Raw genomic sequence first — 16074 nt, 5'->3', positions numbered from 1 at the left:
AATCGCCGCAGGTTGCGAAAAACCACGGCGATACAACCCAGCAGAATTATTTCCCTACGAAGTAGAGCGCCCGGCCCTGATTGAAGATTGCTGCTGGGATCGAATCTTTTCTCAGCCGCTGACCAGGGTGGTAGATGTAGATCCACTCAGGCAGGTATTGCGATACAAGCAGCATGGCTTCCGACGTAGTCATGTCGTTCTTGTAGGCATCAAGCGTGAACTGGTTGTCACGTATGAAGATCGGCCCGTAGCTGAGTGGCGATCTCAGAAAGCTCGGCGATTTAGCAACCTCCTCACTGTATGGAATCGGCCGCTCGGCATAGCTATCTACCAGAGATGCATAGCCGCGGGCATGGCCATCAGGATACTTACCAGCCTGCATTGGCAAGTTCGATAGGCCATTGGCAAAAACTCTCTTGCGAGCATCTTCAACCTTACGCAATGCGAGAGCAGACGCCGCCTCCGGCGAGCTTGCCTGGTCAGCAGGTACCCACGCGACAACCTGAGTTGCATGCGCCGGATCGCTAGAGCCACCCAACAGCATCAAGCCCAAGCCAATTCCCGCTGCTGCGCCGCCACTCAAACCTGTAGGTGGCGAAGCGAAGCTAAGCGCGCTTAATCCAGCATCCCCGAATACTGTTCCGGAGCCGTTGGCCGGGCTCGCCCTATCAACTGCCACTGCCAGCTCGATTGGAACGTCACGCTGCCCGGAAATCCCCATGGCGGTCAGAACATGCATAGCATCCGACCATTTCCTTCGGTACATCTTTCGGCTCAGGAAGCTGCACAGTCCTAGCCCCCTGGGTGCCAGAGCACCCAACCAGAAGAACTACTGTCGCGGCCAGCAAGCCGATTCGGATCGTTGTTGATTTGTTACCCATGGCGCCACTCCCTGCTTTGATTGCCACAGCTTACGGAGACCTTCAGGAAACCCAACGGCATAAGCCTGTGAGTGTGCCAGCTTGGGGTTTCCAGAGCCTGGCATAGCGTGTCATGCAACCTCATGCATGCGGAGCGCCACCATGGAATTTCGTCACCTAGGCAATGGACAGACTTTCCCACCCATAGCGCCGAATGGCCGGATTTACGCCGTACCTGCCACACAGGAAAACCAAGTAGAAATTTTTTGCCTGACGCCTGAAGGCATCGTTGGAAGCGGCGTTTCGGCCAACTGGGCTGAAATCACGGGCGTCTACTACGACGATGACTCTTGGGAAATCATCCTGCGCACTTACACCGGGAGGGGAATGCGTTTCCGCCGTGGCCATCCCTGCTTCATGGTTGCGGAGGGAGACGAAACGATACTGACGACCATTAAGGGGTACTCAATCCCCATATGCATAATGAATCGCATATCTTTTGAGAAAATCAATGATTTCTGCCAGAAACCCACGCTAAAGCGAACATAGATAAAAGAAATCTACCTTTTACGGCAATTTTAATTTCCGACGACAAATGCGCTTGAAAGCAAAACCTATTCCTCCTGAACCCCAGTACCTTGTTCTAAAACGGACTGAATACGGAGCGCTGAAAATGATCCAAAACATATTCCCTGGCAGGGAGCGAACATCCCAATGAGCACACCGCGCTCGGTTCTTATCAAGCATGCGCCTGAACTAATTCCTCATCACCTCTGCCGCCATGCGCGGCGCGGAGAAAATCATGGAAATTCAGACTGAAACTCTGGGTGAAGAGGAAATTGCAGCTATCACTGGCTATCAACTGCCATCGAAACAAATTCAATGGCTAGCCAGTAATGGATGGCAATACGCCCTATCTGGCGCCAGACGTCCGGTCGTTGGCCGAGTGTACGCTCGCCTCAAGTTGGCTGGCGTTAAGCCAACAACAATGAACGCCGTCGCAGAGACTTGGACTTTCGATTTGTCTCGGGTGGGTTAGCAAGATGCGTCCGAAACAAACCGCTAATAGAGATCTTCCGCCGCGAATGATTCGGCGTACGCGAAAACGCAAAAACGGCAACATCTGGGTTGCTTACTACTACGACGGGAGGGACGAAGATGGCAGGCGTCGAGAGATACCTTTAGGTAACGACCTGGACATCGCCAAAGTAGAATGGGCGAAGCTCGACAGGAAGGCCATTCCAAAGATAACGCGCTTGATGGGTCAGCTATTTGATCGCTATGAAAGGGATGTCATCCCGGGTAAAAAGCCGCGAACCCAGAAGGACAACCTGGCTGAGCTCAAACAGTTGCGCAAAGCCTTCGATGATGCCCCGATGGAGCTGATTACACCTCAAATACTTGCTCAGTATCGAGATCGTCGGACAGGCAAGGTTAGGGCGAATCGAGAGATTGCCCTTCTCTCTCACATTTTCAACATGGCAAGGGAGTGGGGCATTACTGACCGCCCAAACCCAGCGACCGGTATCCGCAAGAACAAGGAGACTCCTAGGGACTTCTATGCTGGGCCGGCGATCTGGGATGCTGTCTACGAATACGCCGCTCCTGAATTGCGCGATGCCATGGACCTGGGCTATTTGACCGGGCAACGCCCAGCGGACGTGCTGGCCACTCGAGCCTCGGACGTGGTTGATGGTTTCCTACAATTCGCCCAAGGCAAAACGACGAAAAAGCTGAGGATACGTCTTGGGACGGAAACAGAGACCAGCCAGTTGGGGATACTGGTTGAGCGCCTTCTGAGCCAACGCAAGGCGCGAGGGGTTCGCAACCCTTACCTAATCGTGACAGAGGACGGCCGCAACGTGACGCCAGCGATGCTGCGCCTTCGTTTTGACGATGCGAGATCCAAGGCCGTCACCAAAGCGATGGAAGACCTTGATAGCGTCCTGGCCGATAGCATTCGTCAATTCCAGTTTCGCGATATCCGCCCCAAAGCAGCGAGCGAAATTGAAGACCTAGCGCACGCGAGTAGGCTACTAGGGCACACCGATAAGCGGATCACGCAGACCGTTTACCGCCGCGTCGGAGAGATCGTGAAACCAACCCGATGAAACCTTTTTTGCGGAAGAGTTGCGGAACACCATCGAAAAGTTGCGGAACACTTGGTCTTTTCAGCGTCGAGTTTTCCGCCCCTCAGAAACGCAAAAAGCCCTGAATAATCAGGGCTTTGAATATGGCGGAAGCGTAGAGATTCGAACTCTAGGATAGTTGCCCATCGACGGTTTTCAAGACCGTTGCCTTAAACCACTCGGCCACGCTTCCAGAACGATTTTGCGGCCGCAATCATACCGTAATGAAACAAGCTGTCAAACTCTCTGTGTCGCGGGCCACGACGGCTCTGATATGCTCCTTGCAACCATACGTTTCAAACCACAGGAGTGTCGCCATGCGCGAACAGGATTATGCCGTACAACACGGCCAGCAGGCCGAGCAGCAGGAGGTCAGCCGCGTCCTGCGCAACACATACAGCCTGCTGGCGCTCACCCTCGCCTTCAGCGGTGTCATGGCCTTCATCGCCCAGCAGATGCGGGTCGGCTACCCGAACATCTTCGTCGTGCTGATCGGTTTCTACGGGCTGTTCTTCCTCACCGCCAAGCTGCGTGATTCGGCCTGGGGCCTGCTCTCCACCTTCGCCCTCACCGGCTTCATGGGCTTCATCCTCGGGCCTATCCTCAACCGCTACCTGGGCATGAGCGGCGGTGCCGAAGTGGTCAGCTCGGCGTTCGCCATGACCGCCCTGGTGTTCGGCGGCCTGTCGGCCTACGTGCTGATCACCCGCAAGGACATGAGCTTCCTCAGCGGCTTCATCACCGCGGGCTTCTTCGTTTTGCTGGGTGCCGTGCTGGCCAGCTTCTTCTTCCAGATCAGCGGCCTGCAACTGGCGATCAGCGCCGGCTTCGTGCTGTTCTCGTCGGTGTGCATCCTGTTCCAGACCAGCGCCATCATCCATGGCGGGGAACGCAACTACATCATGGCGACCATCAGCCTGTACGTGTCGATCTACAACCTGTTCGTCAGCCTGCTGCAGCTGTTCGGCATCATGGGGCGCGACGACTGATCGCGGTTCTTGTCGAGAAAAGCCCGCTTCGGCGGGCTTTTTCGTCAGTGGCCAAGCGCTGTAACCCACTGGGGCAGCTTTGCAGCCCATCGCGGGCAAGCCCGCTCCCACAGGGTTCCCGCAAACCACATCACGGGGCGGACAGTTAAGCGGGGGGCCGTCTGCTTGGCGGTGGCCCCAACCATCGCGTCCTTGCCCGCACCAGCGGGGTACCTCTACCCCTAACCTTCCAAGCCCCGTAGAATGCGCTCCTTTTTTCATCCGGGGCAGCTTTCCCATGAGTTCCATCGAACACGTGCCGGGCGCGGCGGCGCCTGCCAATGAACTGGTCCTCGGCCTGGAGGACAAGCCGCGGCCGCTGATCGGGCTGCTGGCGGCGCTGCAGCACCTGCTGGCGATCATCGTGCCGATCGTCACGCCGGGCCTGCTGATCTGCCAGGCCCTGGGCGTGTCGCCACGGGACACCAACCTGATCGTGTCCATGTCGCTGGTGATCTCCGGTATCGCCACCTTCGTCCAGTGCAAGCGCTTCGGGCCGTTCGGGGCGGGGCTGCTGATCGTCCAGGGCACCAGCTTCAACTTCGTCGGGCCGCTGATCGCCGGTGGCGCGCTGATGGTCAAGCAGGGTACGCCGGTGGAAAGCGTGATGGCGGCGATCTTCGGCGTGGTGATCGCGGGCTCCTTCGTGGAAATGGGCGTCTCGCGCATCCTGCCGTTCATCAAGCGGCTGATCACCCCGCTGGTCACCGGCATCGTCGTGCTGATGATCGGCCTGACCCTGATCAAGGTCGGCCTGATCAGCATGGGCGGTGGCTTCGCCGCCATGGGCAACGGCACCTTCGCCAACGGCGAGAACCTGCTGCTGTCGGGCGTGGTACTGGCGATCATCGTAGTGCTCAACCGTATCCCGGTGGTGTGGATGCGCAGCTGTGCCATCGTCATCGCCCTGGCCGTGGGCTACGCGCTGGCGGGCTACCTGGGCCGTCTGGACTTCACTGGCATGCACGAGGCCGCGCTGTTCCAGGTGCCGGTGCCGCTGCACTTCGGCCTGGGCTTCTCTTGGGCGCTGTTCATCCCGATGCTGGTGATCTACCTGGTGACGTCGCTGGAGGCCATCGGCGACGTCACGGCCACCAGCAAGGTCTCGCGCCAGCCAGTCGAAGGCCCGCTGTGGATGCAGCGGATCAAGGGCGGCGTGCTGGTCAACGGTGCCAACTCGCTGCTGGCCGGGTTGTTCAATACCTTCCCCAGTTCGATCTTCGCCCAGAACAACGGCGTCATCCAGCTGACCGGCATCGCCAGCCGCCACATCGGTATCTGGATCGCTGTCATGCTGGTGCTGCTGGGCCTGTTCCCCAGTGTCGCCGGGGTGATCCAGGCGGTGCCCGAGCCGGTGCTCGGCGGCGCGGCCATGGTGATGTTCGGCGCGGTGGCGGCCTCGGGCATCAATATCCTGGCCAGCACCCGCCTCGATCGCCGGGCGCTATTGATCATCGCCGTTTCCCTGGCCCTGGGCCTGGGTGTCGCGCAGGTGCCGGAATTCCTCGCACACATGCCGGCCGCCCTGCGCAATGTGCTGGAGTCGGGCGTGGCCACTGGCGGCATCTGCGCGCTGGTGCTGAACTGGTTCCTGCCCGAGGGCAAGGAAGCGGCCTGATCGTCCCCTCGCCTGGCCTGCAAAGCCCGCGCCCACACAGGTGCGGGCTTTTTTGCTTTATCATGGCCGCATTCCTTTGCACGAGCTTCCCATGAAATTCGCCATCGCGGTCTTTTCCCCGGCCCATGCGCCCTCTTCGCGGCGCGCCCTGCGCTTCGCCGAGGCGGCGCTGGCCGGCGGGCACGAGATTGCCCGCCTGTTCTTCTACCAGGACGGGGTGCACAGCGCCTCGGCCAACATCGTCGCCCCCCAGGACGAACTGGACGTGGCGGCCCAATGGCGCACCTTCATCAGTGCCCACCAGCTCGACGCCGTGGTGTGCATCGCCGCGGCCCTGCGCCGGGGCGTGCTCGACGAAGCCGAGGCCAACCGCTACCAGCGTCCGGCGGTGAACCTGCCGGCACCGTGGGAGCTGTCCGGCCTGGGTCAACTGCACGAGGCGGCGCAGGTCGCCGACCGCCTGGTCTGCTTCGGAGGCGATTGAGATGGCCAAGTCCCTGCTGATCATCAGCCGCCAGGCGCCTTGGAATGGCCCGTGCGCCCGCGAGGCGCTGGATATCGCCCTGGCCGGCGGCGCCTTCGACCTGCCCCTGGGCATGCTGTTCCTCGATGATGGCGTGTTCCAGCTCGCCGCCGGCCAGCAACCCGCCGCGCTGCAACAGAAGAACCTCGCCGCCAACCTCCAGGCGCTGCCGATGTTCGGCGTCGAGGAGCTGTTCGCCTGTGGCCACAGCCTGTCCGAGCGCGGCCTGGACGCCGGCGCCCTGGAGCTGCCGGTGCAGGTGCTGGACGATGCGGCCCTGTCGGCCTTGATTGCCCGTTTCGACCAGGTGGTGACGCTCTGATGACGACCCTTCATGTAATCAGCCACTCGCCCTTCGGCGATGATCGCCTGGCCAGTTGCCTGCGCCTGCTTGGCGTCGATGACGCCCTGTTGCTATGCGGTGATGCCGTGTACGCCCTGCGTGCCGGCAGCGAGCCGTATCGTCGGCTGCAAGCGGCCGGCCTGGGCCAGCGTCTGTTCGCCCTCGACGAGGACCTGCAGGCTCGCGCCCTCACCGGCGAACTTGCCAAGGCCGTGGACTACCCGGCCTTCGTCGCGTTGTCACTGCACTACGACAAGGTCAATACCTGGCTATGAGCACCCTGACTGTCGGCGATCGGCAGATCGCCCTGGACAAGGACGGCTTCCTGGTCGACCTGCAAGACTGGTCCCGCGATGTCGCCGAGGCCCTGGCCGCGCGCGAAGATATCCCGCTGACCGAGGCCCACTGGGAAATCCTCGAGCTGCTGCGCCAGTTCTACGAGGAATACCAGCTGTCGCCGGCCACCCGCCCGCTGATCAAGTACACCGCGCTCAAGCTGGGCCCGGAGAAAGGTAACAGCCCACACCTGAACCGCCTGTTCAACGGCACGCCCGCCAAACTCGCCGCCAAGCTGGCGGGCCTGCCCAAGCCGACCAATTGCATATGACCGAACCCCGACCGCTGACCCTGGAAACCCCGGCCGAGCACCCCTTCGCCGAATTCGTGCGCATCCTCGGCAAAGGCAAGCGTGGTGCCCGCGGCCTGACCCGTGAAGAAGCCCGCGCAGCCATGACCCTGCTGCTGGAGGGCAAGGTCGAGGATACCCAGCTCGGCGCCTTCCTCATGCTCCTGCGGCACAAGGAAGAAAGCGCCGAAGAGCTGGCCGGCTTCACCGAGGCCCTGCGTGCCCAGCTGCAAGCCCCGAATATCGCCGTGGACCTGGACTGGCCCAGCTACGCCGGCAAGAAGCGCCACCTGCCCTGGTACCTGCTGGCGGCCAAGTGCCTGGCCGGCAACGGCGTGCGTATCCTCCTTCACGGCGGTGGCGCGCATACCGCCGGGCGGCTGTACACCGAGCAGTTGCTGGCCCTGCTGGAGATCCCCCTGTGCCGCGACTGGCCGTCGGTGGCCAATGCCCTGGACGAGCGCCGCCTGGCGTTCGCCCCATTGCAGGACTGGGCCCCGCCGCTGCAACGGATGATCGACCTGCGCAACACCCTCGGCCTGCGCTCGCCGATCCACTCCCTGGCCCGGGTGCTCAACCCGCTGAATGCGCGCTGCGGCCTGCAGAGTATCTTCCACCCTGGCTACCAGGCGGTGCACCGCGAAGCCAGCCGCCTGCTCGGCGACCATAGCGTAGTCATCAAGGGCGATGGTGGCGAAATCGAGATCAACCCGGACGTGGCCAGTCATCTCTATGGCACCACGGGCGGCGAAGCCTGGGATGAGGAATGGCCAGCGCTGAGCGCCCAGCGGCATGTCAAGCCGGCCAGCCTGCAGCCGGAGCACCTGCTGACGGTATGGCGCGGCGAGGCCGGGGACAGCTACGGCGAGTTGGCCGTGGTGGCGACCATGGCCCTGGCCCTGCGCGGGCTTGGCCAGGAGCGTGAAACGGCCTTCGAGACGGCTCGCGGCTACTGGGCGGGTCGCAAGAACATCGAATAATTCGATCCGATCAGTGCAGTCTTTGCGCTATTCATTCGAACGCTTTTGCCTAGACTGGGCTCCAACGACCAACGATTGTGTTCCGAGGAGCTCACCATGGGCCTTTTGATCGACGGCCGCTGGCATGACCAGTGGTACCAGAACAGCAAGGACGGCGCCTTCCAGCGCGAGAATGCCCAGCGCCGCAACCCGCTGCCCGCCGCCGAAGCCGGGCGCTACCACCTGTATGTGTCGCTGGCCTGCCCCTGGGCGCACCGCACCCTGATCTTTCGCGCCCTCAAGGGCCTGGAGCCGCTGATCGACGTGTCGGTGGTCAGTTGGTTGATGGGCGAGCAAGGCTGGACCTTCGACCAGCAACAGGGCTCCACGGGCGATCAGCTGGACGACCTCCAGTACCTGCACCAGCGCTATACCCAGGACGACCCGCACTATACCGGGCGCGTGACCGTACCGGTGCTGTGGGACAAGCAGGAACGACGTATCGTCAACAACGAGTCGGCCGAGATCATCCGCATCTTCAACAGTGCCTTCGACGAACTGACCGGCAACCGCCTGGACCTCTACCCCGAGCCGCTGCGTGCGACCATCGATACGCTCAACGAACGTATCTACCCGGCGGTGAACAACGGCGTCTACCGTGCGGGCTTCGCCACGACACAGGAGGCCTACGAGGCCGCGTTCGAAGACGTGTTCAACGAGTTGGATCATCTGGAACAGCTGCTAAGCCGCCAGCGTTACCTGGCTGGCGAGTACCTGACCGAGGCCGATGTACGCCTGTTCACCACCCTGGTGCGCTTCGACGCGGTGTACCACGGCCACTTCAAGTGCAACCTGCGCCGGCTCGCCGACCACCCGAACCTGTCCAACTGGTTGCGCGAGCTGTATCAGTGGCCAGGGGTGGCGGCAACGGTGAACATGGCGCATATCCAGAAGCACTACTACATGAGCCACAAGACCATCAACCCGAACGGCATCGTGCCCAAGGGGCCGCTGCAGGATTTCAACCTGGCGCATGACCGCGAGCGCCTGCCAGGCCGTGGTATCTGGCAGGCTCATTGAAATTTCTGTTCTGGCCGAAGGACTTGTCGCGCGTCAATCGCGCATGAAGCCGCCATCCACATCCATGATCTCGCCGGTGACGAATCCCGCCTCCGCCGATGACAGGAAACACACCGCCGCCGCAATGTCTCGCGGCGTACCGGCGCGCCCCAGCGGCATCTGGGCCAGCACCTGGGCCCGGGCCTGGGGCGCCAGCACGCTGGTCATCTCGGTGTCCGTCAATGCTGGCGAAACCGCATTGACGGTCACATCGAAGGGCCCGGCCTCACGCGCCAGGCCCTTGGTCAGCGCAATCACCGCGCCCTTGGCCGCCGCGTAGCAGCTGTTGCCCAACAACCCGCCGCCACGCTTGCCGGCAACCGAGGCAATGTTGATGATGCGCCCGCCGCGTCGTGCCATCATCCCCGGCAGCACCGCCTTGACGCAGAAGAACACGCTATTGAGATCAATCGCCATGACCCGGTTCCACTCCTCGGTCGTCAACTCCAGCAGCGGTGCAGTGGAAACGATGCCGGCGTTGTTGACCAGGATATCGACCCCGCCCAAGCGCCGCTCGACCTGATCGACCATGGCCCGCACCTGCTCCTCGTCGGCCACATCCACACCCAATCCAAGCGCCTGGATACCTTGTTCACGCAATAGGCCGGCGGCACGCTCGACGGCTTCCGGTTCGAGGTCGGCCAGGGCCACCCGCGCACCGCAGTGGCCAAGCGCCACGGCGATGGCGTAGCCGATGCCGCGCGCAGCACCAGTGACCAGCGCGGTGCGGTTGGCCAAGGTGAAGTTCAGAGGTGCATAGACAACAGGGGCATTCATAGTTGTTTTCCCTTGATGTGGACGAAGCCAGGCCCACCCCCTGCATCCCAGGGGGCATGATGTAAAAACAGCGATAACGATGGATCAGGCGCTGCGGCAGGCACCGAGTGCCAATTGCTCCTTGAGCGGCGGGATATCCAGGCGTCGCAATACCCGATATAACGACGGCCGGCAGATACCCAGCTCACGGGCCGCGGCAGACATGTTCCAACGACAGGCCTGCAGCACCTCGAGCACGCTGGCACGCTCGTCGCCCGAGCGCTGCGGGCGGATTGGCGTGACGTTCGGCAGCGCTGGCCGGGGCACGATGGCAGTGCCGCCCAGTTGCGCCAGGAAATCTACCGGCAGGTCGCCACGCTGGATTCGCGTGCCTTCCATCACCGCGCAGGCGTAGCGCACCACGGCGCGCATCTGCCGCAGGTTGCCGGGCCAGGCATGGCTCAACAGCAACGACCATGCTTCAGCGCTGATCACCTGGCGTGGATCGCGGCCGGGCAACTCGTGGGCGACCATGTTGTACAACAACTCGCCACGGTCGCTGCGCTCGCGCAACGGCGGCAAGTGCACGACGCCGGTGGCGATACGATAGAACAGGTCCTCGCGGAAGCTGCCATCGGCGACCCGGGCCGCAAGGTCCTGGTGAGTCGCACAGACCAGCGCGAAGTTCACCGGCAGGCTGCGCTCGCCGCCCAACGGGGTGACCTCGCGCTCGGCGATCACCCGCAGCAGGCGGGTCTGCTGCTCGTAGGGCATATCGCCGATCTCATCGAGAAACAGCGTACCGCCGTCGGCCTGTTGCACCTTGCCCTTCTTGCCGCCAGGCAGCGCCCCGGAGAAAGCGCCGCGGGTATAGCCGAACAGCTCGCTCTCGATCAGGGTTTGCGGGATCGACGCACAGTTGAGCGCCACCAGTTGCGCGGCACGGCGCTGGCTATGGGCATGCAGGGCGCGGGCAAGAATTTCCTTGCCGGTGCCAGTTTCGCCGCGGATCAACACGGCGATGCCGCGCTCCATCAGGCGCAGCGCACGGCGAAAGGCCTGGCGTACCTGAGGGTCGCTGTCATGGGCAATATCGGTTTCGGGCACTACGGGGGTGGGAGCAAGCACAGCAGGTTCGGTCAGCGAGGGCATCAGCGTCACCTTTTGTTGTTCTATAGCTCGTGACTATGTCGACGGGCAACGCTTATGGCGTTGCCGAAGCCGATGGGGTGTTGCACTTGCACATTAGGGAGGCTCACTTATATTTTCCAATACATAATCAAGCATCCATTGATACCTTTGCGAGCATCATGATCGAACTCCGCCACCTGCAGTACTTCCGTACCCTGGCCGAGACCCTGCACTTCGGCCGTGCCGCAGAACGCCTGCACATTTCCCAGCCACCGCTGTCGCGGCAGATCGCCCTGCTGGAAGAGGAGCTTGGGGTCAAGCTGTTCGATCGTTCGCGCCGGCGCGTGGAACTGACCGAAGCCGGGCAGCGCTTCTACCTGGACACCGGCACGGTGTTCGCCGCCTTCGAGCAGGCCAAACGCAACGCCCTCGCCGCAGCCCGCGGTGCGGCCGGGGCTCTGTCGGTCGGTTTCATGATGTCCACCGCCTACAGCATCACCCCGGCCATCACCCGGCGCTACGCGGCGCTGTATCCGCAGGTCGACCTGAAACTGACCGAAACCCTGCCGCTGGACCTGGCCCAGGACATCAGCAGTGGCAACAAGGACGTCGCGATCATGTACCGCCCCCAGGACTGTTCGGGGCTGGAGACCATGACCCTGTACCGCGAGGAAATGACCCTGGTCTTGCCACCGGCCCATCGCCTGGCCCAGCGGGCGATGGTCGAGCCCCGTGACCTGGCGGGCGAGAGCTTCATCATCGTTCCTCGGCGCATCGCCCCGGCCCTGCACGACATGATCTGCGGTTACTGCCTGCAGCACGGCGTGACGCCGAACATCGGCATGGAGATCAACATGCAGCAGACCATCGTCAACCTGGTGGGCGAAGGCCTGGGGGTGGCGATAGTGCCGCGCTCGATGCGCAACATGCGCCTGGCCAGCACGACCTTCCGGCCACTGCGTGATGCGCCGGTGATCGAAGTGGTGGCGGTGTGGAAGGCGGATAACCACAACCCGTGCATTGCCACATTCGTGGAAACGGCGCGGCAGGCTGGGGAGCAGGCGACACAGGAGGACGACGCACGGCGGGCGCTCGAACATTGACCGTGAGTGGGCAATAGGGATTCTTAGAAAAAACTATCGTCGCAACGGTTCCTGTGGGAGATCACCCAGCCCTTCGGGCTACGCTGTCGCGCAGAGGACAGGGACCGAAAGGGCTGGGCAATCTCCTACAGTGGCTCAGCTCAGATCTCCAGGATCCCCGAAGCCATGAACCCGCCATCCACCGGGATCACGTGCCCGCTGATATACGAGGCATCTTCCGACGCCAGGAAGGCCACCGCCCCCGCCATCTCCGCCGGCGTTCCGTAACGGCGCAGCGGCACCGTCCGGGCGTAAGACTCGCGCGTGGCCGCCGAATGCAGGGTTCGGGTCAGCGGCGTATCCACCGGCCCTGGAGCAATGCCATTGACGGTGATGCCATGCTCGGCCAATTCGATGGCCATCTGCCGGGTCAGGCCGATCACCGCCGCCTTGGACGTGCCGTAGGCGGTACGCCCCATGCTCGCGCGCATGCCACTGATCGAGGCGACATTGATCACCCTCCCCCAGCCTTGCTCGCGCATCAGCAGGGCCGCCTGCTGGCTGCACAACAAGGTGCCGGTCAGGTTGATGTTCATCACCCGCTGCCAGCCCTCCAGGTCGGTCTCCAGAAACGCCTGGGTGCGGGCGACACCGGCATTGTTGACCAGTACATCGCAACGCCCGCAGCGCGTACGCAGGGTGTCGAACAACACAGCGATGGATTGCGGGTCACCGATGTCGATGACCATGGCCAGGGCATCGATGCCCTGGGCCTGCAGCCCCGCCGCCGTTTCTTCGGCTGCCGCCAGGTTGATATCGGCCACTACCACGGTGTGGCCATCGTGCCCCAGGCGCTCGGCGATGGCCGCGCCGATGCCCATCGCCGCCCCGGTCACCAGGGCTACCCGGCCCTCGGCCGGCCAGTTGATTGTGGTTGTCGCAGCTTGGCTCATGATAGGACTCTCTTAGAGGAAACCAATGGAAATCCACGGGAAACAGGCGACGATCACCAGGGCCACCAGCAAGGCCCCCAGATAGCCCCAGACCCTGCGAATGACATGATCGGACGATGTCTTGCTGATGGCGCAAGCGGCATAGAAGCCCACCCCCAGCGGTGGTGCGAACAGCCCCACGCCCATGGCCAGGATCACCACCATGGCGTAGTGCACCGGGTGGATGCCGAGCATTTCGGCCAGCGGGAACATCAACGGGCCGAACAGCACGATGGCCGGGATGCCTTCGAGCACACTGCCCAGCACCAGGAACACAATGATGGTGACGAACATGAAGCCCAAGGTGCCGCCAGGGATCTCCTCGATCAGCTCGACCAGCGAATTGGAGAAGCCCGACTGGGTCAGCGCCCAGGCCATGGCCGAGGCCATGCCGATGATCAGCAGGATGGCCCCGGACAACGCCGCAGCCTCGAGCAGCATCGGGTACAGCCTGCGCCACTCGATATGGCGCATGAACAGGTGCATCGCCAGGCCGACCAGTACCACGTAGGCCACGCCGATGGTCGATACCTCGGTGGCGGTGGCCGCGCCCTCCAGCACAGCGAAGCGAATCAGCAATGGCAGGGCCAGCGCCGGCAAGGCGATCAGGAAAGTCTTGCCCACACGCGACAGCGGCGCGCGTTCGATCCTGGGCCCCTGCTCCTTGCGCGAGCGCCACCAACACACCACCGCGATAGCCACGGTGGCGACCACCGCCGGCATCAACCCACCGATGAACAGCGCGGTGATCGACACACTGCAGACCGCACCAATGGTGATCAGCACCAGGCTCGGCGGAATGGTCTCGGTCATCGCCCCGGTAGCCGACAGTAGCGCCGCCAGTTCCTCGGGCTTGGACCCGCGGCGTTTCATCTCCGGGAACAACGCTGGCGCCACAGCCGCCATGTCGGCCACCTTGGAACCAGAAATACCGGAGACCAGGAACATCGCACCCAGCAACACATACTGCAGGCCACCGCGCACATGCCCGAGCAGCGAGGCCATGAAGTCGATCAGGGTACGCGCCATGCCGGAGAGCTGCAGCACCACGCCCAGCAGCACAAACAGCGGTACCGCCAACAGCACCATGTGCGACATGCCTTCATCCATGCGTCCGACCACGATCGACAATGGCGCATGGGTCGCCAAGGCCAAGTAGGCCATGGTCGCGGTGCCAAAGGCGAAGGCGATGGGGATGCCGCCGAACACGCAAGCGCCCAGCAGCACCAGGAAGAACACCACCAGGTTGTAGTTGCCCATCTGCTCCAGCAGCGGCTGTGCCAACCACAGCACGCCTGCCACCACCGCCACCACGCCCAACCCGGCCATGAACTGGCGCACGGTCGAGTAACGCGCCATGCGCGCCACCGCCGCCAGCAGCATGAGCACCGCGCCCACCGGCAGCGCCGCCGCGCGCACGCCATCGGGAATGCCCAAGGCCGGCGTGGTGATCCACATCTGTTCATGGGAATGCTGCATGGCGGGCGAGATGATCAGCGCCACGAACAGACAGACGATCAGCGCCGACAAAGTTTCACTGAAGCCGCGCCAGGCAGCGGGCAGCTTGTTGACCACCGCCGACATACGCATGTGCTCGCCGCGGTCCAGCGCCAGCACCGCGCCGAACATCGACAACCAGATGAACAGCGACGACGCCAGCTCATCGGACCAGATCAACGGGCTGTGCAGCACATAGCGCGCGATAACACCCGCCAGCAGCACCAAGGTCTCTATCACCATCAAGGCGACGGCGATCACCCCGACCACGCGCATGGTCCAGGTGTTCAAGCGGATCAGCACCCGGGCCGGCAGGCGCTGTGGAAGGTTGGAGGCCGTGACCGCTGGGGCGCTCATCATGCCAGCTTCCCGGAGAACTGCTCGAGAATGGCCCAGGCTTCATCGCCGAACTTTTCGTGCCAGTGCGCGTAGTAGTTACCGTTGCGTAACTTCTCGCGGAACGGTTCGGCTGGTGCTTCGACCAGCTCCAGGCCTTGTGCCTTGAGGGTATCGCGGGTACTGCCTTCGAGCTTGGCGAGGTCTTCGCGCTGGGCCAGCACCGCCGCGTCGATGTGCTTGCGCAGCACCGCCTGGAGCTCGGCCGGCAGGCGGCCGATGGAGGCGCTGTTGCCAAGCATCCAGAAACCGTCCCAGACATGGTTGGTCAACGAACAGTACTTCTGCACTTCGTAGAGCTTGGCCGAAGCCACCAGGGTCAACGGATTTTCCTGCCCCTCGACGATGCGCGTCTGCAAGGCCGAGTAGACTTCAGCGAAGTTGATGCTGGTCGGAGCGGCGTCCAGGGCACGGAAAATCGACATGATGATCGGGCTGGGCGGCACGCGCAGCTTCATCGCACGCAGGTCGTCGGGGGTGGCCACCGGCCGGGTACTGGTAGTGGTGACCCGGAAGCCGTTGTCCCACATGCGTTCGTAGGCGAACAGCGTGCCGGTCTTGGCGATTTCATTGCGCACATGGGCGCCCAGCGCGCCGTCCATGGCGCTCCACACCTGTGAATAGTCCTTGAAGGCAAAACCCACCGCGCTGATCTGTACCGAAGGCACCAACGTGCCAAGAATCACTGGCGACAGCGAGAACAGGTCGACCGCGCCGGAACGCACCTGGGCCAGGGTGTCGGTGTCGCTGCCCAACTGGCTGCTGGGAAACACCTGCACGCTGAGGGCGCCGTTGGTTTCTTCCTTGATGGCCTTGGCCATCTCCCGGGCGCGGATGTTCATCGGGTGGCTGATCGGCAGGTTGTTGGCGAACTTCAACTTGAAGTCCGCGGCGCGGCTGCTGCCGCTGTACAGGCCCAGACCGGCGGCAGCGACGGCGGCCGATGCCATGGAGGCCGTCTTGATGAAGGAACGGCGGGTGAAATCGCTCATGAAGCTCTCCTGACCTAGTTGTTC

The 16074-nt window shown here is 62.8% G+C and carries 18 protein-coding genes and 1 tRNA gene; 12 read left to right on the top strand and 7 right to left on the bottom strand.

Annotation, left to right across the window (positions count from 1 at the left end):
* Positions 1 to 46: 46 nt before the first annotated feature.
* Positions 47 to 739: a hypothetical protein gene (locus ABFA30_RS12435; protein WP_410045502.1), complete on the bottom strand. Its 693-nt coding sequence runs from the start codon at positions 737 to 739 to the stop codon at positions 47 to 49.
* 283 nt (positions 740 to 1022) lie between these two features.
* On the opposite strand from ABFA30_RS12435, the gene ABFA30_RS12430 reads away from it, so the two are divergent.
* The 3 genes from ABFA30_RS12430 to ABFA30_RS12420 all read left to right on the top strand — a co-directional run bounded on the left by ABFA30_RS12430 (position 1023) and on the right by ABFA30_RS12420 (position 2971).
* A complete protein-coding gene (locus ABFA30_RS12430) occupies positions 1023 to 1409 on the top strand; it encodes a hypothetical protein (RefSeq protein WP_410045501.1) in 387 nt (128 codons plus the stop codon).
* 253 nt (positions 1410 to 1662) lie between these two features.
* Positions 1663 to 1899: a DUF4224 domain-containing protein gene (locus ABFA30_RS12425; protein WP_410045500.1), complete on the top strand. Its 237-nt coding sequence runs from the start codon at positions 1663 to 1665 to the stop codon at positions 1897 to 1899.
* A 4-nt stretch (positions 1900 to 1903) separates the two neighbouring features.
* A complete protein-coding gene (locus tag ABFA30_RS12420; protein ID WP_410045499.1) occupies positions 1904 to 2971 on the top strand; it encodes a tyrosine-type recombinase/integrase in 1068 nt (355 codons plus the stop codon).
* 123 nt (positions 2972 to 3094) lie between these two features.
* On the opposite strand, the gene ABFA30_RS12415 is transcribed toward ABFA30_RS12420, so the two are convergent.
* A tRNA-Ser gene (locus tag ABFA30_RS12415) sits at positions 3095 to 3182 on the bottom strand.
* A 124-nt stretch (positions 3183 to 3306) separates the two neighbouring features.
* Here ABFA30_RS12415 and ABFA30_RS12410 point away from each other — a divergent pair.
* From ABFA30_RS12410 to ABFA30_RS12375, 8 genes are all read left to right on the top strand, one after another.
* Positions 3307 to 3978, top strand: coding sequence for a Bax inhibitor-1/YccA family protein (locus tag ABFA30_RS12410; protein ID WP_410045498.1), 672 nt, complete (start codon positions 3307 to 3309; stop codon positions 3976 to 3978).
* Between the two features lie 277 nt (positions 3979 to 4255).
* Entirely contained in the window at positions 4256 to 5635 is a 1380-nt protein-coding gene (locus ABFA30_RS12405) for a nucleobase:cation symporter-2 family protein (protein ID WP_225789212.1), read from the top strand.
* Positions 5636 to 5726: 91 nt separating this feature from the next.
* Positions 5727 to 6119: a sulfurtransferase complex subunit TusD gene (gene tusD, locus ABFA30_RS12400; protein ID WP_225789211.1), complete on the top strand. Its 393-nt coding sequence runs from the start codon at positions 5727 to 5729 to the stop codon at positions 6117 to 6119.
* A 1-nt stretch (position 6120) separates the two neighbouring features.
* Complete coding sequence (gene tusC / locus ABFA30_RS12395) at positions 6121 to 6480, top strand: sulfurtransferase complex subunit TusC (protein WP_225789210.1); 360 nt, start codon at positions 6121 to 6123, stop codon at positions 6478 to 6480.
* A complete protein-coding gene (gene tusB, locus ABFA30_RS12390) occupies positions 6480 to 6776 on the top strand; it encodes a sulfurtransferase complex subunit TusB (RefSeq protein WP_225789209.1) in 297 nt (98 codons plus the stop codon). Before tusC ends, tusB begins: the two co-directional genes overlap by 1 nt.
* Positions 6773 to 7108: a TusE/DsrC/DsvC family sulfur relay protein gene (locus ABFA30_RS12385; protein ID WP_225789208.1), complete on the top strand. Its 336-nt coding sequence runs from the start codon at positions 6773 to 6775 to the stop codon at positions 7106 to 7108. Before tusB ends, ABFA30_RS12385 begins: the two co-directional genes overlap by 4 nt.
* 14 nt (positions 7109 to 7122) lie before the next feature.
* A complete protein-coding gene (locus ABFA30_RS12380) occupies positions 7123 to 8106 on the top strand; it encodes a glycosyl transferase family protein (RefSeq protein ID WP_225789244.1) in 984 nt (327 codons plus the stop codon).
* Positions 8107 to 8202: 96 nt separating this feature from the next.
* Positions 8203 to 9165 carry a glutathione S-transferase family protein gene (locus ABFA30_RS12375; protein WP_253080568.1) on the top strand — a complete coding sequence of 321 codons (963 nt, stop codon included), beginning with the start codon at positions 8203 to 8205 and terminating at the stop codon, positions 9163 to 9165.
* Between the two features lie 33 nt (positions 9166 to 9198).
* Here the strand turns inward: ABFA30_RS12375 and ABFA30_RS12370 are convergent, their stop codons facing one another.
* Positions 9199 to 9981: an SDR family NAD(P)-dependent oxidoreductase gene (locus tag ABFA30_RS12370; protein WP_410045497.1), complete on the bottom strand. Its 783-nt coding sequence runs from the start codon at positions 9979 to 9981 to the stop codon at positions 9199 to 9201.
* A gap of 84 nt (positions 9982 to 10065) precedes the next feature.
* Positions 10066 to 11112 (bottom strand): sigma-54-dependent Fis family transcriptional regulator, encoded by a 1047-nt coding sequence (locus ABFA30_RS12365; protein WP_410045496.1) that lies wholly within the window; start codon positions 11110 to 11112, stop codon positions 10066 to 10068.
* A 158-nt stretch (positions 11113 to 11270) separates the two neighbouring features.
* Here ABFA30_RS12365 and ABFA30_RS12360 point away from each other — a divergent pair, with 158 nt between their 5' ends.
* Complete coding sequence (locus ABFA30_RS12360; protein ID WP_225789204.1) at positions 11271 to 12194, top strand: LysR family transcriptional regulator; 924 nt, start codon at positions 11271 to 11273, stop codon at positions 12192 to 12194.
* 140 nt (positions 12195 to 12334) lie between these two features.
* Here ABFA30_RS12360 and ABFA30_RS12355 read toward each other — a convergent pair whose 3' ends face one another.
* The 3 genes from ABFA30_RS12355 to ABFA30_RS12345 are packed head-to-tail and all read right to left on the bottom strand — an operon-like array spanning position 12335 to position 16050.
* Positions 12335 to 13126, bottom strand: coding sequence for an SDR family NAD(P)-dependent oxidoreductase (locus ABFA30_RS12355; RefSeq protein WP_410045495.1), 792 nt, complete (start codon positions 13124 to 13126; stop codon positions 12335 to 12337).
* A gap of 12 nt (positions 13127 to 13138) precedes the next feature.
* Complete coding sequence (locus tag ABFA30_RS12350) at positions 13139 to 15022, bottom strand: TRAP transporter large permease subunit (protein ID WP_410045494.1); 1884 nt, start codon at positions 15020 to 15022, stop codon at positions 13139 to 13141.
* Positions 15019 to 16050, bottom strand: coding sequence for a TRAP transporter substrate-binding protein (locus tag ABFA30_RS12345; RefSeq protein ID WP_225789201.1), 1032 nt, complete (start codon positions 16048 to 16050; stop codon positions 15019 to 15021). The genes ABFA30_RS12350 and ABFA30_RS12345 overlap by 4 nt, the downstream gene beginning before the upstream one ends.
* Positions 16051 to 16074 lie beyond the last annotated feature (24 nt).

The organism is Pseudomonas sp. HLMP, assembly GCF_046365545.1.
Classification (GTDB): domain Bacteria; phylum Pseudomonadota; class Gammaproteobacteria; order Pseudomonadales; family Pseudomonadaceae; genus Aquipseudomonas; species Aquipseudomonas guariconensis_B.
This window is presented reverse-complemented; position numbering and strand designations above follow the sequence as displayed.

What these genes read in the sequence shown, in the direction of transcription:
- ABFA30_RS12435 (WP_410045502.1), bottom strand. Translation starts at nt 739, where the DNA reads ATGCATGTTCTGACCGCCATGGGGATTTCCGGGCAGCGTGACGTTCCA.
- ABFA30_RS12430 (WP_410045501.1), top strand. Translation starts at nt 1,023, where the DNA reads ATGGAATTTCGTCACCTAGGCAATGGACAGACTTTCCCACCCATAGCG.
- ABFA30_RS12425 (WP_410045500.1), top strand. Translation starts at nt 1,663, where the DNA reads ATGGAAATTCAGACTGAAACTCTGGGTGAAGAGGAAATTGCAGCTATC.
- ABFA30_RS12420 (WP_410045499.1), top strand. Translation starts at nt 1,904, where the DNA reads ATGCGTCCGAAACAAACCGCTAATAGAGATCTTCCGCCGCGAATGATT.
- ABFA30_RS12410 (WP_410045498.1), top strand. Translation starts at nt 3,307, where the DNA reads ATGCGCGAACAGGATTATGCCGTACAACACGGCCAGCAGGCCGAGCAG.
- ABFA30_RS12405 (WP_225789212.1), top strand. Translation starts at nt 4,256, where the DNA reads ATGAGTTCCATCGAACACGTGCCGGGCGCGGCGGCGCCTGCCAATGAA.
- tusD (WP_225789211.1), top strand. Translation starts at nt 5,727, where the DNA reads ATGAAATTCGCCATCGCGGTCTTTTCCCCGGCCCATGCGCCCTCTTCG.
- tusC (WP_225789210.1), top strand. Translation starts at nt 6,121, where the DNA reads ATGGCCAAGTCCCTGCTGATCATCAGCCGCCAGGCGCCTTGGAATGGC.
- tusB (WP_225789209.1), top strand. Translation starts at nt 6,480, where the DNA reads ATGACGACCCTTCATGTAATCAGCCACTCGCCCTTCGGCGATGATCGC.
- ABFA30_RS12385 (WP_225789208.1), top strand. Translation starts at nt 6,773, where the DNA reads ATGAGCACCCTGACTGTCGGCGATCGGCAGATCGCCCTGGACAAGGAC.
- ABFA30_RS12375 (WP_253080568.1), top strand. Translation starts at nt 8,203, where the DNA reads ATGGGCCTTTTGATCGACGGCCGCTGGCATGACCAGTGGTACCAGAAC.
- ABFA30_RS12370 (WP_410045497.1), bottom strand. Translation starts at nt 9,981, where the DNA reads ATGAATGCCCCTGTTGTCTATGCACCTCTGAACTTCACCTTGGCCAAC.
- ABFA30_RS12365 (WP_410045496.1), bottom strand. Translation starts at nt 11,112, where the DNA reads ATGCCCTCGCTGACCGAACCTGCTGTGCTTGCTCCCACCCCCGTAGTG.
- ABFA30_RS12360 (WP_225789204.1), top strand. Translation starts at nt 11,271, where the DNA reads ATGATCGAACTCCGCCACCTGCAGTACTTCCGTACCCTGGCCGAGACC.
- ABFA30_RS12355 (WP_410045495.1), bottom strand. Translation starts at nt 13,126, where the DNA reads ATGAGCCAAGCTGCGACAACCACAATCAACTGGCCGGCCGAGGGCCGG.
- ABFA30_RS12350 (WP_410045494.1), bottom strand. Translation starts at nt 15,022, where the DNA reads ATGATGAGCGCCCCAGCGGTCACGGCCTCCAACCTTCCACAGCGCCTG.
- ABFA30_RS12345 (WP_225789201.1), bottom strand. Translation starts at nt 16,050, where the DNA reads ATGAGCGATTTCACCCGCCGTTCCTTCATCAAGACGGCCTCCATGGCA.